Source organism: Streptantibioticus rubrisoli (assembly GCF_024436055.1).
Taxonomy (GTDB): domain Bacteria; phylum Actinomycetota; class Actinomycetes; order Streptomycetales; family Streptomycetaceae; genus Streptantibioticus_A; species Streptantibioticus_A rubrisoli.
In genome coordinates, this window is the sequence record NZ_JANFNH010000062.1 from 11461 (window position 1) to 38362 (window position 26902).

Annotated in this window: 28 protein-coding genes and 1 pseudogene; 17 read left to right on the forward strand and 12 right to left on the reverse strand. The window is 72.1% G+C overall.

The window, feature by feature from the left end:
- The first annotated feature begins 31 nt into the window (after window positions 1-31).
- Entirely contained in the window at window positions 32-2920 is a 2889-nt protein-coding gene (gene gcvP, locus NON19_RS30815) for an aminomethyl-transferring glycine dehydrogenase (protein ID WP_255932476.1), read from the forward strand.
- Between the two features lie 60 nt (window positions 2921-2980).
- Here gcvP and NON19_RS30820 read toward each other — a convergent pair whose 3' ends face one another.
- A complete protein-coding gene (locus NON19_RS30820) occupies window positions 2981-3187 on the reverse strand; it encodes a DUF5999 family protein (protein WP_303654539.1) in 207 nt (68 codons plus the stop codon).
- A gap of 331 nt (window positions 3188-3518) precedes the next feature.
- Window positions 3519-4106, reverse strand: coding sequence for a hypothetical protein (locus tag NON19_RS30825; RefSeq protein ID WP_255932478.1), 588 nt, complete (start codon window positions 4104-4106; stop codon window positions 3519-3521).
- A gap of 563 nt (window positions 4107-4669) precedes the next feature.
- On the opposite strand from NON19_RS30825, the gene NON19_RS30830 reads away from it, so the two are divergent.
- Together NON19_RS30830 and NON19_RS30835 are read left to right on the forward strand one after the other, a co-directional pair.
- A complete protein-coding gene (locus NON19_RS30830) occupies window positions 4670-6172 on the forward strand; it encodes a glutamate-cysteine ligase family protein (RefSeq protein WP_255932480.1) in 1503 nt (500 codons plus the stop codon).
- 248 nt (window positions 6173-6420) lie between these two features.
- Window positions 6421-7212, forward strand: coding sequence for a CPBP family intramembrane glutamic endopeptidase (locus NON19_RS30835; RefSeq protein WP_255932481.1), 792 nt, complete (start codon window positions 6421-6423; stop codon window positions 7210-7212).
- Window positions 7213-7245: 33 nt separating this feature from the next.
- On the opposite strand, the gene NON19_RS30840 is transcribed toward NON19_RS30835, so the two are convergent.
- Window positions 7246-8061: a PhzF family phenazine biosynthesis protein gene (locus NON19_RS30840; protein ID WP_255932482.1), complete on the reverse strand. Its 816-nt coding sequence runs from the start codon at window positions 8059-8061 to the stop codon at window positions 7246-7248.
- A 202-nt stretch (window positions 8062-8263) separates the two neighbouring features.
- Here NON19_RS30840 and NON19_RS30845 point away from each other — a divergent pair, with 202 nt between their 5' ends.
- A complete protein-coding gene (locus tag NON19_RS30845) occupies window positions 8264-8890 on the forward strand; it encodes a PadR family transcriptional regulator (protein WP_255932483.1) in 627 nt (208 codons plus the stop codon).
- A gap of 30 nt (window positions 8891-8920) precedes the next feature.
- On the opposite strand, the gene NON19_RS30850 is transcribed toward NON19_RS30845, so the two are convergent.
- Window positions 8921-9349 carry a type II toxin-antitoxin system Rv0910 family toxin gene (locus NON19_RS30850; protein WP_255932484.1) on the reverse strand — a complete coding sequence of 143 codons (429 nt, stop codon included), beginning with the start codon at window positions 9347-9349 and terminating at the stop codon, window positions 8921-8923.
- A gap of 163 nt (window positions 9350-9512) precedes the next feature.
- Between NON19_RS30850 and NON19_RS30855 the strand changes: the two genes are divergently transcribed.
- From NON19_RS30855 to NON19_RS30870, 4 genes are all read left to right on the forward strand, one after another.
- Entirely contained in the window at window positions 9513-10199 is a 687-nt protein-coding gene (locus tag NON19_RS30855; RefSeq protein WP_255932485.1) for a pyridoxine/pyridoxamine 5'-phosphate oxidase, read from the forward strand.
- Window positions 10200-10356: 157 nt separating this feature from the next.
- A complete protein-coding gene (locus NON19_RS30860; RefSeq protein WP_255932506.1) occupies window positions 10357-10923 on the forward strand; it encodes a Clp protease N-terminal domain-containing protein in 567 nt (188 codons plus the stop codon).
- A gap of 12 nt (window positions 10924-10935) precedes the next feature.
- Entirely contained in the window at window positions 10936-11931 is a 996-nt protein-coding gene (locus tag NON19_RS30865; RefSeq protein ID WP_255932486.1) for an EamA family transporter, read from the forward strand.
- Window positions 11932-12092: 161 nt separating this feature from the next.
- Window positions 12093-13076: a DMT family transporter gene (locus tag NON19_RS30870; RefSeq protein ID WP_255932487.1), complete on the forward strand. Its 984-nt coding sequence runs from the start codon at window positions 12093-12095 to the stop codon at window positions 13074-13076.
- 42 nt (window positions 13077-13118) lie between these two features.
- Here NON19_RS30870 and NON19_RS30875 read toward each other — a convergent pair whose 3' ends face one another.
- Window positions 13119-13766 (reverse strand): FMN-binding negative transcriptional regulator, encoded by a 648-nt coding sequence (locus NON19_RS30875; protein WP_255932488.1) that lies wholly within the window; start codon window positions 13764-13766, stop codon window positions 13119-13121.
- Between the two features lie 8 nt (window positions 13767-13774).
- Complete coding sequence (locus NON19_RS30880) at window positions 13775-14434, reverse strand: pyridoxamine 5'-phosphate oxidase family protein (RefSeq protein ID WP_255932489.1); 660 nt, start codon at window positions 14432-14434, stop codon at window positions 13775-13777.
- A gap of 36 nt (window positions 14435-14470) precedes the next feature.
- Between NON19_RS30880 and NON19_RS30885 the strand changes: the two genes are divergently transcribed.
- A complete protein-coding gene (locus tag NON19_RS30885; protein WP_255932490.1) occupies window positions 14471-15802 on the forward strand; it encodes an aminotransferase class I/II-fold pyridoxal phosphate-dependent enzyme in 1332 nt (443 codons plus the stop codon).
- Between the two features lie 11 nt (window positions 15803-15813).
- On the opposite strand, the gene NON19_RS30890 is transcribed toward NON19_RS30885, so the two are convergent.
- Window positions 15814-16782: a DMT family transporter gene (locus NON19_RS30890; protein ID WP_255932491.1), complete on the reverse strand. Its 969-nt coding sequence runs from the start codon at window positions 16780-16782 to the stop codon at window positions 15814-15816.
- Between the two features lie 75 nt (window positions 16783-16857).
- On the opposite strand from NON19_RS30890, the gene NON19_RS30895 reads away from it, so the two are divergent.
- Complete coding sequence (locus tag NON19_RS30895; protein ID WP_255932492.1) at window positions 16858-17751, forward strand: LysR family transcriptional regulator; 894 nt, start codon at window positions 16858-16860, stop codon at window positions 17749-17751.
- Between the two features lie 194 nt (window positions 17752-17945).
- Here the strand turns inward: NON19_RS30895 and NON19_RS30900 are convergent, their stop codons facing one another.
- Window positions 17946-18404 carry a pyridoxamine 5'-phosphate oxidase family protein gene (locus tag NON19_RS30900; protein ID WP_255932494.1) on the reverse strand — a complete coding sequence of 153 codons (459 nt, stop codon included), beginning with the start codon at window positions 18402-18404 and terminating at the stop codon, window positions 17946-17948.
- Between the two features lie 58 nt (window positions 18405-18462).
- Here NON19_RS30900 and NON19_RS30905 point away from each other — a divergent pair, with 58 nt between their 5' ends.
- Entirely contained in the window at window positions 18463-19107 is a 645-nt protein-coding gene (locus NON19_RS30905; protein WP_255932495.1) for an isochorismatase family protein, read from the forward strand.
- On the opposite strand, the gene NON19_RS30910 is transcribed toward NON19_RS30905, so the two are convergent.
- Together NON19_RS30910 and NON19_RS30915 are read right to left on the reverse strand one after the other, a co-directional pair.
- Complete coding sequence (locus tag NON19_RS30910) at window positions 19090-19587, reverse strand: Rieske (2Fe-2S) protein (protein ID WP_255932496.1); 498 nt, start codon at window positions 19585-19587, stop codon at window positions 19090-19092. The genes NON19_RS30905 and NON19_RS30910 overlap by 18 nt on opposite strands.
- Before the next feature lie 92 nt (window positions 19588-19679).
- Window positions 19680-21773 (reverse strand): S9 family peptidase, encoded by a 2094-nt coding sequence (locus tag NON19_RS30915; protein ID WP_255932497.1) that lies wholly within the window; start codon window positions 21771-21773, stop codon window positions 19680-19682.
- Window positions 21774-21857: 84 nt separating this feature from the next.
- Here NON19_RS30915 and NON19_RS30920 point away from each other — a divergent pair, with 84 nt between their 5' ends.
- The 5 genes from NON19_RS30920 (at window position 21858) to NON19_RS30940 (ending at window position 25631) form a co-directional block, all read left to right on the forward strand.
- Window positions 21858-22700 (forward strand): HipA family kinase, encoded by an 843-nt coding sequence (locus NON19_RS30920; protein ID WP_255932498.1) that lies wholly within the window; start codon window positions 21858-21860, stop codon window positions 22698-22700.
- Window positions 22697-23080: a DUF3037 domain-containing protein gene (locus NON19_RS30925; protein WP_255932499.1), complete on the forward strand. Its 384-nt coding sequence runs from the start codon at window positions 22697-22699 to the stop codon at window positions 23078-23080. The genes NON19_RS30920 and NON19_RS30925 overlap by 4 nt, the downstream gene beginning before the upstream one ends.
- Before the next feature lie 145 nt (window positions 23081-23225).
- Entirely contained in the window at window positions 23226-24005 is a 780-nt protein-coding gene (fabG, locus tag NON19_RS30930) for a 3-oxoacyl-ACP reductase FabG (RefSeq protein ID WP_255932500.1), read from the forward strand.
- A 43-nt stretch (window positions 24006-24048) separates the two neighbouring features.
- A complete protein-coding gene (locus tag NON19_RS30935; RefSeq protein ID WP_255932501.1) occupies window positions 24049-24807 on the forward strand; it encodes an SDR family oxidoreductase in 759 nt (252 codons plus the stop codon).
- Between the two features lie 143 nt (window positions 24808-24950).
- Complete coding sequence (locus NON19_RS30940) at window positions 24951-25631, forward strand: uracil-DNA glycosylase (RefSeq protein WP_255932507.1); 681 nt, start codon at window positions 24951-24953, stop codon at window positions 25629-25631.
- Window positions 25632-25660: 29 nt separating this feature from the next.
- Here NON19_RS30940 and NON19_RS30945 read toward each other — a convergent pair whose 3' ends face one another.
- Window positions 25661-26062 (reverse strand): DUF3224 domain-containing protein, encoded by a 402-nt coding sequence (locus NON19_RS30945; protein ID WP_255932502.1) that lies wholly within the window; start codon window positions 26060-26062, stop codon window positions 25661-25663.
- Window positions 26063-26234: 172 nt separating this feature from the next.
- Between NON19_RS30945 and NON19_RS30950 the strand changes: the two genes are divergently transcribed.
- Window positions 26235-26735: a hypothetical protein gene (locus NON19_RS30950; RefSeq protein ID WP_255932503.1), complete on the forward strand. Its 501-nt coding sequence runs from the start codon at window positions 26235-26237 to the stop codon at window positions 26733-26735.
- Here the strand turns inward: NON19_RS30950 and NON19_RS30955 are convergent.
- Window positions 26723-26902, reverse strand: a pseudogene (locus tag NON19_RS30955) (hypothetical protein); the annotation flags it as partial. The gene NON19_RS30950 and the pseudogene NON19_RS30955 sit on opposite strands and share 13 nt — an antisense overlap.

A 26902-nucleotide genomic window follows, 5' to 3' on the forward strand; every position in this document is an offset into this window, starting at 1 on the left:
GGTCGCACACCGACCAGGAGGCCTCCCTAAGATGACCGCCCACCGCATCCCCCTCGCCGAGCTGGAGCGCGGCACCCCGTTCGAGCAGCGCCATGTCGGCCCCGACGCCGGTGCCCAGGCCAAGATGCTCGCCCAGGTCGGCTACGGCTCGCTGGACGAGCTGACCGCGGCAGCCGTGCCGGACACCATCAAGAGCCTTGAGGCGCTGCGCCTGCCGGACGCCCGTTCCGAGGCCGAGGTGCTGGCCGAGCTGCGCTCCCTCGCCAACCGCAACCAGGTGCTCGCCCCGATGATCGGCCTGGGCTACTACGGCACCTTCACCCCGCCGGTGATCCTGCGCAACGTGCTGGAGAACCCGGCCTGGTACACCGCGTACACCCCGTACCAGCCGGAGATCTCCCAGGGCCGTCTGGAGGCGCTGCTCAACTTCCAGACCGTCGTCGCCGATCTGACCGGACTGCCCACCTCCGGTGCCTCGCTGCTGGACGAGGGCACCGCCGCCGCCGAGGCGATGGCGCTGGCCCGCCGGGTCGGCAAGGTCAAGGGCGGCGTCTTCCTGGTGGACGCCGACTGCTTCCCGCAGACCATCGCGGTGCTCGAGACCCGCGCGGAGCCGACCGGGGTCGAGGTGGTTGTCGCCGACCTGTCGGACGGGATCCCCGACGAGATCGCCGAGCGCGGGGTGTTCGGCGTGCTGCTGCAGTACCCGGGCGCCTCCGGCGCGGTGCGCGATCCGCGGCCGGTCATCGAGCGGGCGCACGAACTCGGCGCGATCGTCACCATGGCCGCCGATCTGCTGGCGCTCACCCTGCTCACCCCGCCCGGCGAGCTGGGCGCCGACATCGCGGTCGGCACCAGCCAGCGCTTCGGCGTGCCCATGGGCTTCGGCGGCCCGCACGCCGGATACATGGCGGTGCGCGACAGCTACGCCCGCAGCCTGCCCGGCCGCCTGGTCGGCGTCTCGGTGGACGCGGACGGCAACAAGGCGTACCGGCTGGCACTGCAGACCCGTGAGCAGCACATCCGCCGGGAGAAGGCGACCAGCAACATCTGCACCGCGCAGGTGCTGCTCGCCGTGATGGCCGGGATGTACGCGGTCTACCACGGTCCGGAGGGCCTGGCGGCGATCGCCCGCCGGGTGCACCGCCAGGCCGCGGTGCTCGCCGAGGGGCTGCGCGCGGGCGGCGTCGAGGTGCTGCACGGCGCGTTCTTCGACACCGTCATCGCCCGGGTCCCCGGCCGCGCCGCCGACGTGGTGGCCGCCGCCCGCCGGGCCGGGGTCAACCTGCGGCAGGTGGACGCCGACCTGGTCGGTATCGCCTGCGACGAGACCACCGACCGGGCCCAACTGGCCGCTGTCTGGGGCGCGTTCGGCATCTCGGGCAACGACGTCGACACGCTGGACGGGACGGCGGAGGACGCGCTGCCGTCCGGCCTGCTGCGCGAGGCCGACTACCTGACCCACCCGGTCTTCCACCAGCACCGCTCCGAGACCGCGATGCTGCGCTACCTGCGCCGTCTCGCCGACCGGGACTACGCGCTGGACCGCGGCATGATCCCGCTGGGCTCGTGCACCATGAAGCTCAACGCGACCACCGAGATGGAGCCGGTCACCTGGCCTCAGTTCGGCGCGCTGCACCCGTTCGCCCCGATCGAGCAGGCGGAGGGTTACGTCACGCTCATCCGCGAGCTGGAGGAGCGGCTGGCCGAGATCACCGGCTACGACAAGGTGAGCATCCAGCCCAACGCCGGTTCGCAGGGCGAGCTCGCCGGTCTGCTCGCGGTGCGCGCGTACCACCGCGCCAACGGCGACACCCAGCGCACGGTCTGTCTGATCCCGTCCTCCGCCCACGGAACCAACGCGGCCAGCGCCGTGATGGCCGGGATGAAGGTGGTCGTGGTCAAGACCAGCGCCGACGGCGATGTGGACCTGGACGACCTGCACGCCAAGATCGACCAGTACCGTTCGGAACTGGCCGTTCTGATGGTCACCTACCCCTCCACGCACGGGGTCTTCGAGGACAACATCACCGACATCTGCGCCGCCGTGCACGAGGCGGGCGGTCAGGTCTACGTGGACGGCGCCAACCTCAACGCGCTCGTCGGACTGGCCCAGCCGGGCAAGTTCGGCGCCGACGTCTCGCACCTGAACCTGCACAAGACCTTCTGCATCCCGCACGGCGGTGGCGGCCCCGGCGTCGGCCCGGTGGCGGTGCGCGCGCATCTGGCCCCGTACCTGCCGAACCACCCGCTGCAGCCGACCGCCGGTCCGGCCACCGGAGTGGGGCCGATCTCGGCGGCGCCGTGGGGCTCGGCGGGCATCCTGCCGATCTCCTGGGCGTACGTGCGGCTGATGGGCGGCGCGGGGCTGCGCAGGGCCACCCAGGTGGCGGTGCTGAGCGCCAACTACGTTGCCAAGCGGCTGGCCCCGTACTTCCCGGTGCTCTACACCGGCCCGGCTGGGCTGGTCGCCCATGAGTGCATCATCGACCTGCGGCAGATCACCAAGGCGACCGGGGTGACCGTGGACGACATCGCCAAGCGGCTGATCGACTACGGGTTCCACGCGCCGACCATGTCGTTCCCGGTGGCGGGGACGCTGATGATCGAGCCGACCGAGAGCGAGGACCTGGCGGAACTCGACCGGTTCTGCGCGGCGATGATCGCAATTCGCGGCGAGATCGACCGGGTTGCCGCCGGCCAGTGGCCCGCGGAGGACAACCCGCTGCGCAACGCGCCGCACACCGCGGCCACGCTCACCGGTACCTGGGACCACCCGTACACCCGCGAGGAGGCCGTCTTCCCGGCCGGGGTGTCGGCGGCGGACAAGTACTGGCCGCCGGTACGGCGGATCGACGGCGCGTACGGCGACCGCAACCTGGTCTGCTCGTGCCCGCCGCTGGACGAGTACGAGGCCTGATCGGCGACCGTGGAGCCGGAGCGGCGGGCAGCCGCCACTCCGGCTCGCGTAGCGTCGCGGTCAGGCCGCGGTGGCGATGTTCCCGGCGTCCAGTGGACGGTGCGGGGCGATGATCTGTCCGTCCGGCAGCAGCTCGCCGGTGTCCTCGAAGAGCAGGACGCCGTTGCACAGCAGGCTCCAGCCTTGTTCCGGGTGGTAGGCCACCAGGCGTGCGGCCTCCCGGTCGGCGGAGTCTGCAGATGGGCACTGAGGCTGGTGCTGGCACATGGATGTGGTCTTTCGCTGCGATTGGTGTGCTGTGCGGCTGGATCGGTGGTCTACCGTGCTCATGGCCGCCCCCCGTTTCGGTTTGGTCGGGTCCAGTCTTGCCCTACGGGCCTGAGTCCGCAGGGATTTCGGGTCAGCTCTCCTCAACAGGTGGGGACGCGTCACCCGCCCGGGCGGTTGCCGCTCGACCCGCCATCACCGGGACGGTCCGCATCAGTGGTACGCAACGGCGCGCGTTCCGGTTCACCGCGCCCTCGCGACCGCGCCCGACAACCGACAGTGCGCCCCCGGCACCTGGCCGGGGGCCCACGGGTCTGCGCCGCGTGTTCCGCTACACCGCGCTGCCGAGCAGCGGCGCCGGACCGAGCCGGTGGGTGAGCACCGGTACCAGGTCCCCGGCCCGGTACGGCCGGTGCGCCGCGATGCCCGGCGGCGCCGGAGCCAGCGGAATCAGCACGTCCGCCGGGGCGGGCTGGGCGTCGTCGCCGGCCGTCACGTCGCCGTGCAGCCACAGGCAGAGCATGTACAGCCCGGGGATGGACAGCAGCCGCGGCTGGTACGCGGACGGTAGCGGCTCGGCCTGCCGCAGCGCGTGCTCGGTGGAGGCGAGATAGGGCCCCTCGCAGAAGTGCGAGAACGCCCAGCCGTCCGGGGTGATCATGGTCTCGGCCGCCGCCACCACCCGGTCGCCGCCGCGGACCAGGAACCGCCACCCGGTCAACCGGGCCCGTGGCATTCCGCCGCCGCTCGCCGCCACCGGGTTGAGCAGATGGACCGGGAGCGGATGCTCGGGCACCAGCGGACCGGTGGCGGTGCGCAGGGAGGGTGTGCTGGCGGCGCGGACCGCCACCGGGGAAGCAAGGGCCGCGAGGATACTGCGCAGAGCGGGCGCGGGGGCCGGGGGGACATGCAGCGGCATGGTGGGTCGCCTCTCGCTGGAGACAGGGTGGTGCAGGACGCGGTACGGACGGCGCTGTGTACGGTGCGGGGCTGGCGTACTACAGGGTGTTACGGGGCATTGCTGACCGGGCACCCGCCCCTGCGGTGGGGGGTGTCCGGATCCGGCGGTGGCATGCAGAGTCGGTCCCGGGACTGGGTGTGCGCGGGGGCGCAACCGGCGGGTCGCGGAGTCTCTGCCTGTGCGCGAAGTTTATACGAAACGTGTTCGCCCGGCGATTCGGCTACCGGGTTGCGGTAGTAGGGACAAGGCGGTATCAAGCCGTTCGTTCGCGCTATTGAGAGCCATTCTCGAGCAGCATACCGGCGATACGCTGGCACAACAACGGCTGCGCGGATGGCTGGTTATCGCACGTGATTTCTGGAGCCGGTTGTGCCCGTTGGGCTGGACGGCTTGCTATGCCAAAGGAATGTGCCGGAACGGCTGAACCGTGCACCCGTGGCCCACCGGGCGCACGCTGGGCGTTATGGATCCGCTGTGCTGGGCATCATCGGTGCACGGCCCACACGAGGAGGGACCCTGCGATGGGAGAAAAGGTCGTGGCCAGCGGGTTCGACCTGTCCGATCGGCAGCGGTACCGGCGCAAGCTGCAACAGTGTCTGACGGGCCTGGAGCGACTCCTGGAGGGCAGGCGATTCGATCGGCCGCGCAACCTGATGGGGCTGGAGATCGAATTGAATCTCGCGGATTCCGAAGGCATGCCCCGCATGATGAACGAAGAGGTACTGGAACGCATCGCGAGTCGGGATTTCCAGACGGAACTCGCGCAGTTCAACATCGAAGTGAACATCGCCCCGCACCGGCTCTCCGGGCGGGTGCTCGATCAACTTGCGGAAGAACTGCGAATAGGTCTCGGATATGCCGACCGCAAAGCCGCGGAGGTCGGCGCAAGTATCGTCATGATCGGAATTCTGCCGACCCTGAGCGCACAGGATCTGGTGCAGGCCAACCTTTCCCGGGTGGACCGGTACCGGCTGCTCAACGACCGCATCCTGGCGGCCCGCGGCGAGGACCTCACCTTGGACATCGAAGGCGTCGAGCACCTCACCTGCACCTCCGGCTCCATCGCCCCGGAGGCCGCGGCCACCTCGATGCAGATGCACCTGCAGGTCACCCCCGGCCGCTTCGCCGCCGTGTGGAACGCGGCGCAGGCCGCGGTCGGCCCGCAGATCGCCCTGGGCGCCAACTCGCCCTTCCTGTTCGGCCGCGAACTGTGGCGGGAGACCCGGCCGGTGCTCTTCCAGCAGGCCACCGACACCCGCCCGCAGGAGCTGACCGCGCAGGGCGTGCGGCCGCTGACCTGGTTCGGCGAACGGTGGATCAGCAGCGCCTACGACCTGTTCGAGGAGAACGTGCGCTACTTCCCGTCCCTGCTGCCCATCTGTGACGACGAGGATCCGCTACGGGTGCTGGACGAGGGCGGCGTACCGCGGCTGAAGGAGCTGCAACTGCACAACGGCACCATCTACCGCTGGAACCGCCCGGTGTACGCGGTCGTCGACGGCGTACCGCACCTACGGGTGGAGAACCGGGTGATGCCCGCCGGCCCCACGGTGACCGACGTGGTGGCCAACGCGGCCTTCTACTACGGGCTGATCCGCGCCTTGGCGGAGTCCTCGCGCCCGGTGTGGACCCGGCTGCCGTTCTCCGCGGCCGCCGAGAACTTCGAGACCGCCTGCCGCCTGGGCATCCAGGCGGAGCTGACCTGGCCGCGCCCCGGCCGCGGTGGCCTCACCTGCGTCCCGGCGGTACGGCTGGTACAGGACGAGCTGCTGCCGCTCGCCTCGGCGGGCCTGGACGCCTGGGGCGTGGCGCCCGCCGACCGCGACCGGTACCTCGGGGTGATCGAGGAGCGCTGCCGCTGCCGGGTCAACGGCGCCTCATGGCAGGCCGCCGCCTACCACCGCGCGCTGGAACGCGGCCTCGACCGGCACAAGGCGCTGGCCGCCATGACCCGCCGCTACTGCGAGCTGATGCGTTCCGGCGACCCGGTGCACAGCTGGCCCGCGGGGCTGCCGCTGAGCTGAGCGCCTGTCGTGTGCGAGCCACCAAGCGGGTCGGACGAACTCCGCTGAGTTCGGCAGCGACCCGAAGGGGCGCGGGGACCGCGCGACCAGCCACAATTGGTGCCGCGGACGAGCGGCGGCACATCGCCGTACTCCCGGCGGAAGCGCTGAGGTGTCCGCGGATCGCACACACGGAGGCAGGCGTGCACGGACGGTATTCCGAGACGACCGGCGGCACCTCGACGGGGCCCGTGCGCGTTGGGAGTGCTGTGACCCCCTCCACGCCACACCGAACCGACGGATCCGCGCTCGCCCCGCGCACCCTGCGCGGCGAGACGCTGCTGGTACTCGCCCTGTCGCTGGGTGCCAGCGCGGTCAGCGCGCTGATCAGCTTCATCGGCTCGGTCACCAAGCCGGGAGCGCTGAAGAACCAGGCGGCCACCCTGGTCGGCACCCAGGCGCCCGGGCGGCCCTGGCTTGACCTGGCGTGGCAGCTGTTCTCGGTGGGCACCGCACTGGTGCCGGTTGCACTGGTCGCGCACCTGCTGGTCAGGGAGGGCGTCGGCATGCGGTCGATCGGTTTCGACCTGCGCCGCCCGCGCTTCGACCTGGCGTGGGGCGCGCTGATCGCGGCGGGCATCGGTGGCACCGGGCTCGCGTTCTACCTGGGCGCGCGGGTGGCCGGGTTCAACCTCACCGTGGTGCCGGAGTCGCTGCCCGATGTGCGGTGGCGGATTCCGGTACTGGTCGCGGCGGCGGTGCAGAACGCGGTGGTCGAGGAGGTCATCGTCGTCGGCTATCTGCTGCGCAGGCTGGACCAGTTGGGCTGGCGGTCCGGCGCGGCGCTGGCGGTGAGCGCGGTGCTGCGCGGTTCGTACCACCTCTACCAGGGCATCGGCGGGTTCGTCGGTAATCTGGCGATGGGCGTCATCTTCGTGCTGCTGTACCGGCGTTGGGGCCGGGTCGGGCCGCTGGTGGCGGCGCACGCGCTGATCGACACCGTGGCCTTCGTCGGCTATGTGCTGCTGGCGGGCAAGGTGGGCTGGCTGCCGACGAAGTGAGCGGACCGGGGGGCGCGCGGCCCCCGGGACGCGTCAGGCCAGCAGTTCGCCCTCGATGACGGTGACGGCGTGGCCGGTGAGCAGGGTGCGGTCACCGTGGAGTGCGGTGCGCACCAGGCCGGTACGGGCGGACGCCTGCAGGCCGGTCAGTTCGGTGCGGCCGAGCCGGGCGGACCAGAACGGGGCGAGCGCGGTGTGCGCGCTGCCGGTGACCGGGTCCTCGGGGATGCCCACGGCCGGGCCGAAGAACCGGGAGACGAAGTCGTAGCCGCCGCTTGGTTCCCGCGCGGCGGCGGTGACGATCACGCCGCGGTGGTCGAGCCGCCCGATGGCCGCGAGGTCCGGGGCCAGCTCGCGCACCGCCTGTTCGTCGGGCAACTCGACCAGCAGGTCTCCGGTGTTCCGTCCGGTGTCGTACGCGCCGAGCACCGGCGCGCCCAGGGCCTGCGGCAGTGCGCTGGGCGGCGCCACCTCGGTGAGCTGGGCGGTGGGGAAGTCCAACGTGATCGCCCCGTCGTCGGCGGGCGCGGCGCGCAGCACACCGCTGCGGGTGGTGAAGCTGATGGTGCCGGTCGCGCCGCCGGTGCCGAGCAGGACGTGCGCCGTCGCGAGGGTGGCGTGACCGCACATGTCGACCTCGGTCGCCGGGGTGAACCAGCGCAGCGCCCAGTCGGCCGGTGCGCCGGGCGGCAGCGGATGGGCGAAGGCGGTCTCCGACAGGTTGACCTCGGCGGCCACCCGCCGCATGCGGTCCTCGTCCGGGAAGCCCTCGGCGCCCAGCAGTACGACACCGGCGGGGTTGCCCGCGAACGGGCGGGCGGTGAAGGCGTCAACGATGCGGATCTTCATGATCGCGACGGTATCCGGCGAGCATGCCCGCTGGACACGGCCAATTCGCGGAACCTGGCACCGGGGCCTTGCCGTGCGACAGTCACCGATATATCGTTGAAGCATCGCGACAGATCAACGAACGATCTGCGCTCCGCGTGCGCGAACCGCGCACGTCAGCACACCCATCGATATGGAAATCGACACGGAAAGGAGCGCGACCATGCGTTCCCACGGATACGGACACGGACACGGACGAGAGCGCCGCGGCCCGGGCGGCCAGGACTGGCCGCACGGCGCCGAGGGCTACGAGCAGCGGCGGGCGGCGTTCGGCCCCTTCGGGCCGCCGTTCGGCGGTGGGCCATGGGGTCATGGCCGAGGGCGCGGCGGCCCGCGCGGCAGGGCGCGGCGCGGTGACGTACGGGCGTCGATCCTGGCGCTGCTCAAGGACCGCCCGATGCACGGCTACGAGATGATCCAGGAGATCGGCGAGCGCAGCGGCGGCGCCTGGAAGCCGAGCCCCGGCTCGGTCTACCCGACGCTGCAGCTCCTAGAGGACGAGGGCTTGATCGCCAGCGCCAGTGAGGGCGGCAAGAAGCTGTTCACGCTCACCGAGGCGGGCCGCGCCGAGGCCGAGGGCGGCCCGGAGGCACCCTGGGAGGAGGCCGGACGCGGCATCGACTGGGAGGCGATGAACGAGATCAGGCAGGCGGGCTTCGGCCTGGTCGAGGCCTTCCGCCAGGTCTGGGCGACCGGCACCCCCGCCCAACGCGAGAAGGCGATGGCGGTCGTCAACGAGGCCCGCAAGAAGCTGTACCTGATCCTTGCGGACGAGCCCTCCGACGAGTAGGCGAGTAGCCGAAACCGCGGTCCTGGTGGACTACTCCACCAGGACCGCAAGTTCGCGCAGGCTCTCGTTCAAGGCGGTGGTCGCCGAGTCCTTGAGCCTGCCCGCCATCAACGTCACCGCGGCGCCGGTGAAACCGCCCACGACGCGCACCGTCGTCTCGTCGCCGTCGGGCACCAGCTCGTAGCGCATGGCGAGGCCCACGCCCATCGGCCCGGTGCCGGTGGTGGACAGGGCGCGTTCGGGCGCCAACTCGGCCACCGTCCAGGTGACTTCGGCGGGGAAGCCCATCAGTTTCATGTTCTCCACGTACACCGCGCCGACCGCCAACGGGTCCGGCCCGCCCTTGGGGAAGCCGTTGTGCGTGGCGTTCCACCGCCCGTACGCGGCGAAGTCGGTGAGCTGCCGCCAAACGCGTGCTGCCGGAGCCGCGATGCGGGCCTCCGCGGTGACCTCGGCCATGGTGACCACCCTGCGTCCCTGGGGTGCCGCGGCGGATCGCGGCAGCGGTGTCGCGGAACGTAGCCGCTCGGCTGCGAATACTCAATACTGATGAAGCGTCAGGAACGCTCGTTTCGCGGTGTGACAGGATCAGGGAGTCGCACCGGCGTTCAGGAGGACGAGGGTGGAGTACCAAGTGTTGCGCGAACGGTTGTGCCGCACGCCGGCGCTGGCCGGACCGCTGCCCGGGTTCGACCCGCGGAACGCGCCGCCGGAGCCCGGCCCGCTCTTCGCCCACTGGCTCGCCGACGCCCTGGACGACGGCGTACCGGAACCGCATGTGATGACGCTCAGCACGGCTGACCCGGCCGGACGCCCGTCCTCCCGGGTGTTGATGCTGCGCGGCTTCCAACTCGACGCGGGCCGACTGGACTTCGTCTTCGCCAGCGAGGCCGCCAGCCGCAAGGGCCGGGAACTGGGCGCCAACCCGTACGCGGCGCTCAACTGGTACTGGCCACGGCACGGCCGCCAGATCCGGGCCACCGGACGGGTCACGGCACTCGACCGGCGCGCCGCGCGCGAGGACTTCCTCGGGCGCGGCGAACCGTCCCGGATCGCCGGGTTCACCGGCCTGATGAGCGCCCAACTCCCCGGCACCGACCCGTACCCGGAGTACCAGCGGGCCCGGGTCCGCGCCCGCGAGATCATCGCCGCGGACCCGCAGGCCGTACCGGAGGGGCACACGGTCTACGCGCTGCGCGCCGACGAGGCCGAGTTCTTCCAGGGCGACAGCGGCCCCGACCGGTTCCACCGCAGGCTGCGGTACGCGCGCGACGGTGAGCGGTGGACGCGCGGCATGCTGTGGCCGTGACCACCGCCACAGCCCGACTCGCCTCATGCGCGCCCGGACGACGGAAATCTCCTCCCTGAGGAGGAGGTGGCGGTCACTCACACCCTTCTTCGGACGGATGGGCAAATGCCTCCCGACGTGGATGCTTGGGGCGCTATGTCCTGATGGGGTGGGAGTCGTGCAAAGCGACACCCGTCCCGGAGACCCCACAAGCGCCAGAAGCGGACCGCAGTTGAGCGTGGAACTGCTGTCGGTGGTCTCCAGCGCGCGTCGGCGCGCCTCGCGGGACGGGGACCGCCAGATCGACACCGCCCATCTGCTGCACTCGCTGCTGGAGTCCGACCCCAGGGCGCGCGAGGCGCTCGCCGCGGGCAGCGCCGACGGATCCGCGCGGGTCGCCCGGGTGCTGGCGTACCTGGTGCAACGCACCATCGGCTACGGCATGCAGTGGCGCGGCACCGTCGAGGACTCCGGCGCCCTGCCGGTGCTGGCCAAGGACGCCGCACCGGGCTGCAGTCCGTCCGCCGCCGCCGTGCTGGACGAGGCGGCGCACCGCGCGATGGCCCGCGGCGCTGCCGCCGCCGACGGGGTCGACCTGCTGGCCGCCCTCGCCGCCGACCCCGAGTGCCGGGCCGTGGAGGTGCTGCGGGCCGCCGGGTTCGACGCCGCACGGCTGGCCGCCGCCTTGCCCGGGCGCGGCACCGCGCGGGGGCACCTGGATGACGGGCCGACCGTCGCGTGCTGACATGATGACCCGATGCAAGGGATATCGGGGACGCCGACGCGAAGATCCGGCCTGCTGCCCGCGTTGACCTCGGCCCTCGCCTTCGGCGGGTCGGGCGTCGCGGCCAAGCCGTTGATCGAGGCCGGGCTCGCCCCGCTGCACGTGGTGTGGCTCAGGGCCGCCGGTGCCGCGCTCGTCATGCTCCCGGTGGCGCTGCGCCACCGCCACGCGCTGCGCCGCCGCCCCGGAGTGCTGTTCGGTTTCGGCCTGTTGGCCGTCGCGGGCGTACAGGCCTGCTACTTCGCCGCGCTGTCCCGGATCCCGGTAGGCGTCGCGCTGCTCGTGGAGTACCTGGCGCCCGCGCTGGTGCTGGGCTGGGTGCGGTTCGTGCAGCGGCGGTCGGTGAGCCGGTCGGCGGCGGTCGGCGTGGTGCTCGCGGTGCTGGGCCTGGGCGCGGTGGTCGAGGTGTGGCACGGACTCAGCTTCGACCCGCTCGGACTGTTGCTCGCGCTGGGCGCCGCGTGCTGCCAGGTCGGCTACTTCGTCCTGTCCGACCACGGCAGCGACGGCGACGACCCCGTCGATCCGCTGGCGGTCATCGCCTTCGGGCTGCTGATCGGCGCGGCGCTGCTCACCGCGCTGTCCCGGCCCTGGCAGATGGACTGGCACGTGCTGACCCGCCAGGCCGCGCTCGGTGACAAGTCGGTGCCCGCGATCCTGCTGCTGGCATGGCTGGTGCTGGTGGCGACCGTGGTCGCCTACCTGACCGGGGTGCTGTCCATCCGCCGGTTGTCCCCGCAGGTGGCGGGCGTGGTGGCCTGCCTGGAGGCGGTGGTCGCCACCGTACTGGCGTGGTTCCTGCTCGGCGAGAAGCTGGGCGGCTGGCAACTCGCCGGCGGCGCCGCGGTGTTGGCCGGGGCGTTCATCGCGCAGACCGCCACACCGAAGGCCGCGACCGACGCCGTCGCCGGATCATCGCCGGATCCGACCCGTGACCAGGGGTTGTCCGACAGCGCGAACCGCGCCTAAGGTGACGATCATGCACCAGACAGTTCTCCCGCCTCCCGCCGCCTAGCGCGGGCGGCGAGGCCACGGAAGACCGGCTCGCAGGTCATGGACCTGACCGAGCGGGTCGTCGCCGTCCGCACCGGACCACGCGACCACCCTGACTCTTCCGTTGGAGAACACCCGTGTCACGCACTTCCCGTCCGCTGCCCGTCGGGCGCGGACTGCTCTACGTGGCCTGCGCCGCGATCGCCTGGGGAACCGCGGGCGCCGCGGCCGCCCTGCTCTACCGGACCGGCGGCTTCGGCCCCGTCACCTTGTCCTTCTGGCGCTACGTCGGCGGCCTGGCGATGCTGCTGCCGGTACGGGCGATCGGCCGCCAACGCCGTACGGCGGCCCGGCATCCTCGACCGGCCATCCGCCGCATCCTGGTCACCGGCATCGGGCTGACCGTCTTCCAGACCGCGTACTTCGCCGCGGTGCAGTCCACCGGCCTCGCGGTCGGCACCGTGGTCACGCTCGGCGCCAGCCCGGTGCTGATCGCCCTCGGCGCGCGCGTGACCCTGGGTGAACGCCTCGGCGGGGCCGGGGCGTTGGCGGTGCTCGGCGCCTTCGCCGGTCTCGCCGTACTGCTGCTCGGCGGCGCGGGCCGCGAAGGCGGCGCGGTGCGCCCGGTGGGCGTCGGCTGGGCGCTGCTGTCGGCCGCGGGCTATGCCTGCATCACCCTGCACACCCGCTGGACCGGCCGGCGGGGCGGTGCCACTGATCCGCTGACCACCACGATGTGGGCGTTCGCCGTCGGCGCCGTCTGCCTGCTGCCGTTCGCCGCCATGCAGGGCCTCTGGCCGCGGGTAGCGGATCTCGGCGGCGCGCTGCTGCTGCTCGGCTACCTGGCCACGGTGCCCACGGCGCTCGCCTACGCGCTGTACTTCGCCGGCGCCGCGGTCATACGGGCGGCCACCGCCTCGGTCATCACCCTGATCGAACCGGTGGCAGCCGGGGTGATCGCCGTCGTACTGCTCGGTGAACACCTCACGGTGCCGACGGTGTTGGGCACCGTCATCCTGATCGGCGCGGTGGCCGCCCTGGCGGTATCCGAAACCCGCGGCAGCCGCACCGACCGGGTGGTGCACCGGGGCAGCCACCAGGAGCGGCGCGTCAGCTCGTAGCGGCGCCGGGGCAACGGCAGCCGACCCGCGACGCGTTCACGATCACGTGGCGTCATCGTTGGCGGCGAGACGGCGCAACAGGTGTGCTCGGGCGGCCGCGTCGTGGCCGCCGGAGCGCTCCACCAGCAGACCGCTGATCCGCCGCCGCACGGACCGCGGTTTGTTGCCGCCGTACTTGAACTTGGCCCGCACCTCGGTGACTTCCAGCCGTAGCCCGCGGATCGCGGGGAGCATCCGGCCGAACGGCGGCTGGTCGGGCGCGACCTCGGCGTGGTCGCCGTTCGGCTGGAAGTGCGCCAACTGCCGGTGCAGCAGTTCGGCCTTCTGCCGCGGGTCGTCCACGATGTGGGCGGCGCACACCAGTTGGACGGCCGCGTAGTAGCTGGTCGGCACACCGTGCTCGGGCGGGGTGCCGTCCGGTGCCTGCCACGGGCCGGGGATGAAGGTGTAGTCGTCGACCACGCTGAGCGTCACGCGCGGGTTGGCTGTGAGGGCCGACCAGATCGGATTGGGCCGGGCGAGATGCGTCACCGCCTCGGCGCGCTCGGGGTCGTACGCGAAGTGCAGCGGCTGGACGAACGGCGGTTCGCCGTCGCGGCCGTTGACGGCGAGCTGGCCGAAGTCATGGTCGCCGAGCCAGCGTTGCCACTCGCCGTCGTCGAGGGCCGCGTCCCACGGGTGGATGAGCATCGGCCCTCCTACCGGGTGGCGAGGTAGCCGGGTACGGGGATCGACGGGTCCAGGTCCTCGGCCGGAATCGGCGCGCCGTAGCCGCGGGTGACCGGCAGCACACCGCTCCAGTGGGGCAGTTCCAGGTCCTCGGGGTCGTCGTTGGGACCGCCGGTGCGGACCTTGGCCGACACCTCGGCCAGGTCGAGGCGGAGCACGGCGGTGGCGGCCAGCTCCTTGGCGTTGGCGCGCCGCGAGTCGTCGGCGCGCCCCGGCACGATGTGGTTGACCAGCGCGTCCAGTGCCTCGGCGCGCTCGGCCGGGTCGGTCACCTGGCGGGCCGTGCCGTGCACCACCACCGAGCGGTAGTTGATCGAGTGGTGGAACGCCGAGCGGGCCAGCACGATCCCGTCCACATGCGTGACCGTGAGGCAGACCGGCAGCCCCTCGTCCTGCCGGGCACCGCGCAGCGCGGGAGAACCGGTGGAACCGTGCGCGTACAGGCGCTCGCCGACCCGGGCGTAGAGGGTGGGCAGCACCACCGGCGCGCCGTCGCGCACGAAGCCCAGATGGCAGACGTACCCCTCGTCCAGTATCGCGTGCACCGTCTCCCGGTCCCACGAAGCGCGCTCCGGACTGCGGGTGGGCACCGTGCGGTCGGTCCGCTGGTACGAGATGGTGGACGCCATTATGCCTCTCCTTTGCACTAGTGCATAATGTTGTTTGTGCTAGGAGAGTATCGGATCACTGGTCGGCGCGCTACGGAGATCGCCGCCGACGTCGAACGCGCCATCGCCGACGGCGCGCTGCAGCCCGGCCAGTCGCTGCCGCCGCTACGGGAGCTCGCCACGCGACTGGGCGTGAACCCCAACACGGTCGCCGCCGCGTACCGGCTGCTGCGCGACCGTGGGGTCATCGAGACCGCGGGGCGGCGCGGCAGCCGGGTGCGGCACCGTCCGGCCAGCACACCGCGCGAGTTGCTCGGCGTGGTGGTGCCGCCCGGCGCCCGCGACCTGTCCAGCGGCAACCCCGACCCGGCGCTGCTGCCCCCGCTCGGCGACGCGCTCGCCGCCGCCGCGAAGGCCAACGCCGAGCACCCCATGCTGTACGGAATGCCGGGCGTCAACGCCGAGTTGGCCGCACTGGCCCGCGCCGGGTTCGACGCGGACGGCGTGCCGGACGGGCCGGTCACCGTCACCTCCGGATCCCTCGACGCCATCGAGCGGGTACTGGGGGCCCACCTGCGGCCCGGTGACGCGGTGGCGGTCGAGGACCCCGGCTGGGGCAGCCTGCTCGACCTGGTCCCGGCGCTCGGTCTGCGTACGGTTCCGGTCGCCGTGGACGACGACGGACCGCTGCCGGGGGAGGTGGAGCGGGCGTTGCGCTCCGGCGCGCGGGCGCTGATCGTCACCGACCGGGCGCAGAACCCGACCGGCGCGGCCATCACCGAGACCCGCGCCCACGCGCTGCGGGAAGTGCTCGCGGCCCATTCGGACGTCCTGCTCATCGAGGACGACCACGGCCACGCCATCGTCGACCTGCCGCTGCACCCGCTGGGCGGCACCACCCGGCACTGGGTCGTCGTCCGTTCCGCCGCCAAGGCGTACGGCCCCGACCTGCGGATCGCCGTGCTCACCGGCGACTCGACCACCGTCGACCGGGTGCAGGGCAGATACCGGCTGGCCGCGGGCTGGGTCAGCCACCTGCTGCAAAGCGCCCTGCTCCATCTGTGGCGCACCGCCGCGGTCGACCCGGCGGCGGTCGCCGCCTCCTACGGGCGGCGGCGCGACGCGCTGGTCGCCGCGCTCACCGAACGCGGCATCGCCAGCCATGGCCGCAGCGGGATGAACGTCTGGGTGCCGGTGCCGGATGAGACCGGGGCGATGCTGCGGCTACAGCAGAGCGGCTGGGTGGCCGCCCCGGGCGCCCGCTACCGGGTGGCCTCCCGGCCGGGGGTACGGGTGACCGTCTCGCCGCTGGCGGTGCACGAGGCGGCCGCGGTGGCCGACGCGGTGGCGCTCGCGGCGCGGCCGGACGGGGGGCTGCGATACGGGTGAGGGAGCGCCGGTCAACGCGACCGGGTCTGGGTCAGGGCGGCGCCGAGCAGGACGACCACCGCGCCCACCGGCTCGTTCCACGTCAGGTGCTCGCCCAGCAGGAACACCCCGGCCGCCGTGGCGACCACCGGAACCAGATAGGTGACCATGGTCGCGATGGTCGGCCCGGCCTCCCGCACCAGCCCGTACTGCACCAGGAACGCAAGTCCCGTGCCCAGCGCGCCCAGCGCCACCACCGAGAGCACCGGGAGGATCGGGAACGAGGTGGGCGCCGAGGTGAACAGCGGGGTGACGACGGCCAGTTGAAGCGTGCCCAGGGCCAACTGCCCGGCGGACAGCGACAGGCTGGACTCACCGGTGTCGCTGAGCGTACGGCGCACATAGATCCAGCCGACCGCGTAGCTCGCCGAGGCGATCAGCGCGAGGCCGGTGCCTAGCGGGTCCTGCCCGGAGAAGCCCTGCCACGCGCCGAGCACCACCAGCACGCCCGCGAAGCCCAGGCCGACCCCGGCCAGGCGGCGCCGACTCGGCCGGTCCTCGGCGAGCGCGACCACCGACAGCACCATGCTGAACAGCGGGGTCGTGGCGTTGCAGATGCCCGCCAGAGTCGACGGAATGGTCAACTCCGCGTAGGCGAACAGGGAGAACGGCAAGGCGTTGAGCAGGAAGGCGGCCACCAGCAGGCGCGCCCACACCCGCCCAGCGCGCGGCAGCCGCTGGCGCTTGACGGCCAGCACGGTGCCGAGCACCGCGGTACCGAAGACCATCCGGCCCAAGGTGACCTGGAGCGGGGCGAACGCCTCGGTGCCCACCTTGATGAACAGGAAGCTGAATCCCCAGATCAGCGACAGCGCCAGGAACCGCAGCCGCCAGTCGACCGTGCGGCGGCCGGGTGCGGGGCCGCCGGTGGGGGAGGCGGTGGCGGGGGAGGCGGTGGCAGGGGAAGCGGACGCGGCGGCGGATCTTGTGGTGGCGCTCATGGGTAGCAGGATGCCGGGAGGGCATCTCTTAGGACAAGTGAGTTTTCATGACGGCTATGGCGTAGTCTTGCTTACATGTTGAGCTTGGAGCGCCTGCGCATCCTGCACGCCATAGACACCTACGGATCGGTCAGCGCCGCCGCCGACGTGCTGCATGTGACCACCTCCGCCATCTCCCAGCAGATGGGCAAGCTGGAGCGGGAGACCGGTCAGCAACTGCTGGCCAAGAACGGCCGCGGGGTACGGCTGACCGATGCCGGGCGGCTGCTGTCCGGCCACGCGGACCGCATCCTGTCCATGGTCGAGCTGGCCCACTCCGACCTGGAGGCGCACCGCGGGGCGCCCGTCGGGGCGTTGGCCATCGGCGCCTTCCCGACCGCCGCGCGCGGGCTGTTCCCGCGGGTACTGGCCGGGTTGCGGGACGAGCATCCGCAACTGCGGCCCTATCTGGAGGAGATGGAACCCCAGGAGGCGGTGCCCCGGCTGGTGCGCGGCGACATCGACCTCGCGGTGGTGCTCGACTGGTACAACAAGCCGCTTCCGCTGCCCGACGGACTGGCCAAGGCCGAGTTGCTGGACGACGTGGCCGATGTGGCGGTGCCCAGTGGGCATCCGCTGGCCGGGCGGCAGTGGTGCGACCTGGAGGACTTCGCCGGTGAGGACTGGATCGGCTGGCCGCCCGGTGAGTTCTGCCACGAGTGGCTGGTGTTCACCTTGCGGGGCAAGGGGCTTGAGCCGCGGATCGCGCACGCGGCGGAGGAGCACCACACCCAACTGGCCCTGGTGGCGGCCGGTCTGGGGGTGGCGATCACCCCGCGCCTGGGCCGTGGCCCGGTCCCCGAGGGCGTCAGCATCGTGCCGGTCCGGCACACGATGCGGCGGCACGTCTATGCCGCCTGGCGCACGGACGCCGACCGTCGGCCCTCCATCAGGGCGGCGGTGGACGCCCTTCGCCGGGCAGCCGGGTAGCCTCCGGCCGGATCGGTTCAAGGCTGCGGGCGATGCGTCCGGGGCGCCCGCAGCCGAGGCGGCTGCACACCCTGGCGTTCTGGGGGGACTGCGCCCAGAGAGTGATCCGCCGCGACGGCGAGCAGCCACGACAGCGCGGACCGGCGGCGCCGAAACCACCCGCACTCGGGACCGAGCCAATCCGCCGGAACGGCCTACCGCTTGCGGAAGTCCCATGAGACGACACGTCCCGGCGCCAGCCGCAGCCACCCATGGCGGCCGTCGTGCGGCATGCGCGCGAGGCCGAAGTGCTTGGCGGCGAACAACCGCTCCGGCTCGATGAGTTCCGCACACGGCGCCCCCGTGCGCGGCGCCTCGCCAATGAACTCCACGGAACCGGACAGTTCCACTCCGCGCAGCTCGCCGTACGCCTCACCGTCGTCCACCAGCACCGCGACCCGGGGATCAGCCCGCAGCTGCGCCCAACGCCGGCTGCGTACCAGGGAGTACAGCCACAACGCCGCGCCGTCCCACGCGAACCACAGCGCGCTCAGGTGCGGCGTACCGTGGGCCGAGACGGTGGCCACCCTGCAGGTGCGCTGCTCGGCGAGGTAGGTGTCCAGCTCCCGCGGCGACATCATGATCTTGCGGCCGCGCCGCTGTACGGTGCTCATCGGCGCCTTCCCCTCAGCCCGCAACCTGACGTACCGTCAGAATAGCGGGAGGAGCGCCATGGCGGAACGGCAACCACTGGCCGCGCTGGTCGACCCCGCGCACACCGCGCTGCTCACCGTCGAATGCCAGCGCGGCGTCGTGGGACCCGGCAGCGCACTGCCGGAACTGGCCGCCGCGGTACGCGCCGACGGCACGCTGACCCGTGTCGCCGCCCTGGTCGCGGCCGCCCGGGCCGCCGGAGCCACTGTGCTGCACGCCATCGCCGAGCGCCGCCCGGACGGCCGCGGCGCGAACCGCAACGCACCGCTGTTCCGCGCGGTCGAGCGCCTCCCGGTACGGCAGGTGACCGGAACACCCGCCACCGAAGTGGCCGACGAGATCACCGTCGCCGCCTGCGACCTCGTCGTACGCAGGCTGCACGGCCTGTCGCCGCTGGCCGGAACCGAGGTCGACGCGCTGCTGCGCAACCTCGGCGTCCGTACCCTGGTCGTCACCGGCGTCTCGCTCAACATCGCGGTGCCGGGCGCCGTGTTCGACGCCGTCAACCACGGCTACACGGCCGTGGTACCCGCCGACGCCGTCGCCGGGGTGCCCGCGCACTACGCGGCCGCCGTGCTCCGGCACACCCTGGCGCTGGTGGCGACGGTCACCACGACCGACGCGCTGCTGGCCAGTTGGCGCCGGTCAGGCCAGCTTCACTGACCCACCCTCGACGTTGATCTTGGCAGGCGCCAGCGGCTGAGTGGCCGGGCCGCTCGCCACGCTGCCGTCCGCGATGTGGAACTGGCTGCCGTGGCACGGGCAGTCGATGGTGCCGTTCTTCACCTGGTTGACCGTGCACCCCTGGTGGGTGCAGACCGCCGTGAACGCCTTGAACGTACCGGCCGTCGGCTGGGTCACCACCACCTGCTTGTCCGGGAACACCTTCCCACCGCCCGGCGGGATCTCCGACGTCTTCGCCAGTACGGTGCCGCCGCCGCTGCCGCCCGCCGGTGCTGACGAGCCCGCGGCCGACGAGGAGCCGGACGCCGGGGTGCTGCTGTCCTGGGAGGGTGCGGAGGAGGCCGAGTTGTTGGACCCGCCGCACGCCGCCAGCGCCGCGCCGAGACCGACGGCTCCGGCCGCCGCGACCACGGTGCGGCGGGAGGTGCTTACCGGGGAGCCGGAAGTCAGGTCGTCCATGGGTCACATCCTTCGATGAGGTTGTCGGCAAGTGCGGCGAGCGGCGCGCCCGCTCGCCGCCCCTTCCCATACGGCTCACGGGCCACTCGCGTTCAACCGTCCGCGCGAGAGGTCCGGGCGAGGGCGTCGCGCAGGAAGTCCCGTTGGAAGAACAACATCCGCTCGACGGTCCGCGCGCTCAGCATCGCATGCGTCACCCCGGGCAGCGGCAGCACGCTGTGCGGGCGCCCGGCCGCCAGCAGCGCGGCGGACATCCGCAGGGTGTGGGCGGCGGTCACGTTGTCGTCGGCGAGCCCGTGCACCAGCAGCAGCGGACGGCGCAGGCCCGGCGCGTCGGCGATCAGCGAGCAGCGGTCGTAGTTCTCCGGGTGCTCGTCCGGGTGGCCCAGGAACCGTTCCTGCCAGTGGGTGTCGTACAGCCGCTGGTCGAACGGGGCGGCTCCGGCCACCGCGGCGTGGAAGACGTCCGGCCGCCGCAGTACGGCCGCCGCGGCGAGGTAGCCGCCGTACGACCAGCCGCGGATCGCGGTGCGCGCCAGGTCGAGGTCGGGGCAGTGCTCGGCCGCGCCGTGCACCGCGGCGACCTGGTCCTCCAGGGCCGCGCTGAGCTTGTCGCCGTGGAACGCCTTCTCCCAGCGCGGCCCGCGCCCGGGCGTGCCGCGTCCGTCCGCGATGACCACCGCGAAGCCGGACTCGGCGAACCACTGCGCCTCGCACAGCCACCAGTCCCGGGTGGCCACGGCGAGTTGCATGCCGTGTCCGCCGTACGGGCAGAGCAGCACGGGAAGCCGGGCGCCCGGCGTGTACCAGGACGGCAGCAGCAGCGCGGTGCGGATCCGCCGCTCTCCGGCGCGCAGCCAGGTGATCCGGGGGGTGACCACCGGTTGCTCGGCGAGGGAGGCGATACGGCCGACCGGTCGGCCGTCGCGCAGCACGGTGAACGTGCGGCCGTCGGCGGTGCGGCTGTCCAGCACGACGGTCGGGCCGCCCAACGCGCCGGTGTGCACGCCGGGTTGGGCGCTGAGCCGCGTCAGGCCCGCGTCGGGGTCATGGCACCACACGTGCACCTCGGTGGGCTCCTCACTCGCGGTGAACAGCACCTGTTCACCGCTGACGCCCAGCACCGCGCGCAGTTGCCGTCCCACCGGGGTGGCTGCGCCGTCACCGACCCACAGCCGCCGGGTGCCGTCCTGTTCACGCGGGCGCAGCAGGCGGCCGCTGGCGGTGCGCGCCGCCAGGCCGGGAACCAACTGCACCCAGGCGGCGTCCCGTTGCTCGTGCGCCAGCGTGGTCGCACCGGTCGCCGGATCCACCGCCAGCACCCGTACCGTGCGCTGGTCCCGGCTCTGTACGGTGACCAGCGGACCGTGCGCGTCCCACAGCGCGGCGGCGAGGTACTCGAACGCGTCACGGTCCCACGCCACTTCGGTACGGCCGCCGGTCAAGTCCAGGACCTCCAGCGTCACTTCGGCATTGGCGGTGCCCGCCACCGGATAGGCGATGGAGCGGGGCGGGCGGTCCGGGTGGGCCGGGTCGGATATCCACCACCGGTGCACCGCGGACTCATCGACCCGGGCGACCAGCAGCCGGGAGCCGTCCGGCGCCCACCAGTAGCCGCGTGACCGTCCCATGGACTCGGCCGCGGCGTGCTCGGCGAGCCCATAGCGGATGTGCGGTCCCTCGGCCAGCGCCAACGCCCGGTTCGTATCGCCGCGCAGCTCCACGACGTACAACCCGCCGCCGCTGACGTAGGCGATACGCGCGCCCGTCGGATCCGGCCGCGGATCGACCACCGGGCCCGCGGTGCGCACCGGACGCGGTGTGCCGTGCGCGGTGTCCACCGTCCACAGCCGTCCGCCCAGCGCGAAGGCGACGGTGCGCACATCCGCGTCGGCGGCGTAGCCGACGATGCCCTCGGCCCGCTCCCGTGCCCGCTCGCGGCGGGTCAGCTCCTCGGGCGGAAGCCGCGTGTCGCCCGCGGCCAGCGCTGCCGGATCGGCCAGCAGGCGCTCGGTGCCGTCCTGGTACATCCACAGACAGCACACCGGGTCGTCTCCCGCCCGGCTGCGCAGAAACAGCACCCGTTCACCGTCCGGTGACACGGTGAACGCGCGGGGCGCGCCATGGGTGAAGCGCCCGGTACGGGCCAACTGGCGGGGAAACTCCGCTGAGTCGATGTCGTTCATGAGCGGACCATGACACCAGTGGCCGTCGCCGCACACTCCATATATCCGTCGAAGGCATGCCCTTATGCCCAGTAGCCTGGGCGAATGCTTCCTGAAGTGACCGCGATCCGCTATGTCACGCCCCTGCGTGAGGGCGGATCGGTGCCCGGCATCGTCGAGGCGGACGATCTGGGCACATATGTGGCGAAGTTCATCGGCGCCGCGCAGGGCCGCAAGGCGCTGGTCGCCGAGGTCGTCTGCGGCGAACTCGCCCGGCGGCTGGAACTGCGCGTCCCAGAACTGGTACGGCTGAACTTCGACCCGGTCATCGCCCTGGGCGAACCCGACACCGAAGTACAGGACCTGCTCAAGGCCAGCGGCGGACTGAACCTCGGCATGGACTTCCTGCCCGGCTCGGTCGGCTTCGACCCGCTCGCCTTCGAGGTGGACGCGGCCCAGGCGGCGCGCGTCATCTGGTTCGACGCGCTGGTGAACAACGTCGACCGCTCCTGGCGCAACCCCAACATGCTCATCTGGCACCGCGAGTTGTGGCTGATCGACCACGGCGCCGCCCTGATCTGGCACCACAACTGGAAGGGCGCACAGGCCTCCGCCGCCAAGCCGTACGACGCCACCGACCACGCCCTCGCCCGCTTCGTCAGCCCCGCCGACCTGGCCGCGGCCGCCGCCGAACTCGCCCCGCGGATCACCGAGGCGCTGCTGGCTGAGGTCACCGCACTGATCCCGTCAGAGTGGCTGGTGGACGAGCCCGGATTCGACACCCCCGACGCGGTGCGCCACGCCTACGCCGACGTACTGGGCGGCCGGGCCGCCACCATCGCCGACCGGATCCAACTGTCCGCACCGCCGAAGAAACCCGACGCGCCACCGGAGTGGCTGCGCACCTGGGTCGAGGGCAAGGCCACCGGGCGGGAGGGCGGCCGGTGACCGCGCGCGACGTCTTCGAGTACGCGCTGATCCGCGTCGTTCCACGGGTCGAGCGCGGGGAGCAGATCAACGCGGGTGTCCTGGTCTACTGCCGGGCCCGGTCCTTCGTCGCCGCCCGCATCCACCTGGACGAGGCGCGGTTGCGCTGCCTGGATCCGAACGTCGATGTGGCCGCCGTCCGCTCCGCGCTGCGCGCCGTGGAGTGCGTCTGCGCGGGCGGGGAGCTGGCCGGGCAGGCGGCTGGCGACGACCCCGGCCGCCGGTTCCGCTGGCTGACCGCGCCGCGCAGCACGGTCGTCCAGCCCGGTCCCATCCACACCGGTCTGACCGCGGATCCGGCCGCCGACGCCGACCGGCTGCTCGACCTCCTGGTGCGCTGAGCCCGTGCCCTGAGCCCGTGCCCTGAGCCACATCTGGCGCCGCGCCGTTGACACTGGGTCACCGCGCTCCTACGGTTTCGTGCACGGGACGTACTAAGCGGTCGCTCACATATGTGCGCCGCACCCTTAAGGGCGAGGAGAGCAGATGTCCACCAGCGAGCAGCCCCTGTCCGCCGAAGCACGCGTCGCCATCGTCACCGGTGCCGCCCGCGGCATCGGCGCGGCCACCGCCGTACGGCTGGCCGCCGAGGGCCGCGCGGTCGCGGTGCTGGACCTGGACGAGGCGGCCTGCAAGGGCACCGTCGAGAAGATCACCTCGGCGGGCGGCAAGGCCATCGCCGTCGGCGCCGACGTTTCCGACGAAGCCCAGGTGGCGGCCGCCGTCGCCAAGGTCGCCGAGGAACTCGGCGCGCCCACGATCCTGGTGAACAACGCGGGCGTCCTGCGCGACAACCTCCTGTTCAAGATGAGCGCGTCGGACTGGGACACCGTGATGAACGTGCACCTGCGCGGCGCGTTCCTGATGACGCGCGCCGTGCAGAAGCACATGGTGGACGCCAAGTTCGGCCGCGTCGTCAACCTCTCGTCCAGCTCCGCGCTGGGCAACCGCGGCCAGGCCAACTACTCGACCGCCAAGGCCGGACTGCAGGGCTTCACCAAGACCCTGGCCATCGAACTCGGCAAGTTCGGGGTGACCGCCAACGCCGTGGCGCCCGGATTCATCGCCACCGACATGACCGCCGCCACCGCCGCCCGCGTCGGCATGGACTTCGAGGCCTTCCAGAAGGCCGCCGCCAGCCAGATCCCCGTCCAGCGGGTCGGCCAGCCCGAGGACATCGCGGGCGCCATCGCCTTCTTCACCAGCGACCAGGCCGGATTCGTCTCCGGCCAGGTGCTGTACGTCGCCGGCGGACCGCTCGACTGACCACGGCGCACACAGCACACGCGAGGGAAAGGCACCCAGCACCATGACCACTCAGCCAGACAGCGGCCGGGTCGCGATCATCACCGGCGCCAGCCGCGGCATCGGCTACGGCGTCGCCGAAGCGCTCGTCGCCCGCGGCGACCGGGTGTGCGTCACCGGACGGAACGAGGACGCGCTGAAGGAGGCAGTCGACCGGCTCGGCGCCGACCGGGCGATCGGCGTCGCGGGCAAGGCCCACGACGAGGCCCACCAGGCGGAGACCGTGGCCCGCACCATGGAGGCCTTCGGCCGGGTCGACTTCCTGGTCAACAACGCCGGAACCAACCCGGTCTTCGGGCCCATCACCGAACTCGACCTGGCGGTGGCCCGCAAGGTCTACGAGACCAACGTCATCTCCGCGCTCGGCTTCGCCCAGCAGACCTGGAAGGCCTGGCAGAAGGAGCACGGCGGCGCCATCGTCAACATCGCCTCGGTCGCCGGACTCGCCCCCTCGCCCTTCATAGGCGCCTACGGCATGAGCAAGGCGGCGATGATCAACCTCACCCTGCAACTCGCCTCCGAACTGGCGCCGGGCGTACGGGTCAACGCCATCGCACCGGCCGTCGTCAAGACCAAGTTCGCCGCCACCCTCTACGAGGGGCGCGAGGAGGAGGCGGCCGCCGGATACCCGCTGAGGCGGCTCGGCGTACCGCAGGACATCGCGGGCGCCGCCGCCTTCCTGCTCTCCGACCAGGCCGGCTGGGTCACCGGCCAGACACTGGTGGTCGACGGCGGCCTGTTCCTGCAGTCCGGAGTGGCCTGAGCGGCCACCACAGGCGGGTGAGGGGGCGGTGCGCCGGGCACCGCCCCCTCACCGTGGGGCGCGGCGGAGCGATTGTCAGTGGGGGCCGGTACGTTCTGTGGTGAGTAACGGAACACGTACCGGAGGTTCTTGACGTGCCCAGCATGCTGCCCGAGTCCTGGCAGGCCGTCCTCGGCGAGGAGTTGGACAAGCCCTACTTCCAGGAGCTCACCGAGTACGTCGAGAAGGAGCGCGCCCAGCACAACGTGTTCCCGCCCCGCGACGAGGTGTTCGCCGCCCTGGAGGCGACACCCTACGACCGGGTCAAGGTGCTGGTCCTGGGACAGGACCCGTACCACGGGGCGGGCCAGGCCCACGGCATGTGCTTCTCGGTGCGGCCCGGGGTGAAGACCCCGCCGTCGCTGCGCAACATCTTCAAGGAGATGCAGGCGGAGCTTGGCCATCCGATCCCGGACAACGGCTACTTGATGCCCTGGGCACGGCAGGGCGTCCTGCTGCTCAACGCGGTGCTGACGGTCCGCGAGGGCGAGGCCAACGCGCACAAGGGCAAGGGCTGGGAGAAGTTCACCGACGCCGTGATCAAGGCCGTCGCCGACCGTCCCGACCCGGCGGTGTTCGTGCTGTGGGGCAACTACGCCAAGAAGAAGCTGCCGTTGATCGACACCGAGCGGCACGCTGTGGTGCAGGGCGCCCATCCGTCGCCGCTGTCCGCCAAGAAGTTCTTCGGCAGCCGCCCGTTCACTCAGATCAACGAGGCGGTGGCGGCCCAGGGGCACCCGCCGATCGACTGGCGGATCCCCGACCTCGCGATCCCCGCCAGGTAACGTCCCCGCGCCTGGGCTGACGCCCCGCGTCAGCCCAGGCTGTAGTCGAGGGCATAGGTGGTGCTGGGCTCACCGTGCCGGGCGATGAAGCTACCGCCCCCGGTGATCCCGGTCAGCTCCCCGCTGCCGGAACCCGGCACCACCGTCAGGGCGCAGTGCACCGTGTCGCCCGTGAAGCGGCCCCGGTGCTCGATCACGAAGGAGCCCCGGCGGCCCTCCACCGAGCCGGTCAGATGCTCGTAGCCGCAGAACACCCCCTCGGTCGCACTGGTGTAGACGAGCGCGTACTCCACCACTCCGGCCGCGTCCAACGCACCGGTGAACGTGTTGGACACCGAGGCCCGGCCGAGCCGCGCACCTCCCTCGGCCTGTGCCGAGGTGTTCTCCGCCCAACCGGAGAAGGTGAAGGTGCCGGTCACATGCCGCTTCATGGCTGCGCTCCTCGCTGTCGGCGCCATGGGAATCGCGCGCTCCGTGCGACCGCGCAATTCCACGATCCCCCGTTCACCACCTCAGCGGTCTCGTCCTTCCCGGTGATTGTCAGACCCTCCCGCTAGCGTCGTAACCACAACGCACCGCAACCACTCAACTACGGAGGCGACGATGTCCGAGGAGATGAGCGAGATGACCACCCGCATCGGCCAAGTGATCATGCTGCTGCACGGTGGCGACCGCGAGGAGGCACGCACCCGCTTCACCGCGCTGTGGCGGGAGATCGCCGAGCACGGACCACCACTGCACCGCTGCACCCTGGCGCACTACATGGCGGACACCCAGGACGACCCGCAGGACGAACTCGCCTGGGACCTAAGGGCGTTGGGCGCCGCCGACGAGATCCAGCACAATGAGGCCGAGTGGGGCGGGCACCCACTGTCCATGCGCGGCTTCTACCCCTCGCTGTACCTCAACCTGGCGTCGGACTACCACAAGCTGGGCCAGCACGACATAGCGCGGCAGTACCTCAGCAAAGCGCGGGAGAACGCCGACGCACTGGCTGACGACGCCTACGGGGACGGAATCCGCGCCGCGCTCGACCGCATGGCGCTACGGCTGACCGAGAGCACCGGATCGGACCAGCCGGGCCAGCCCGGTCACCTCCCGTAGGTCTGGTGGCAGATCCGGTCCGCGGGGCTGCCCGGTGCCCAGCGGCCGTAGGTCTCGCCGAGCCCGCAGACACCACCGCGCCCAGCCGATTGCCCACCGGGCGGCCCGGCCGGTGGCGGGTCGTCGTGGCGCACCGGGGGCGCCGGAGGTGGCGGAGGCTGCGGTAC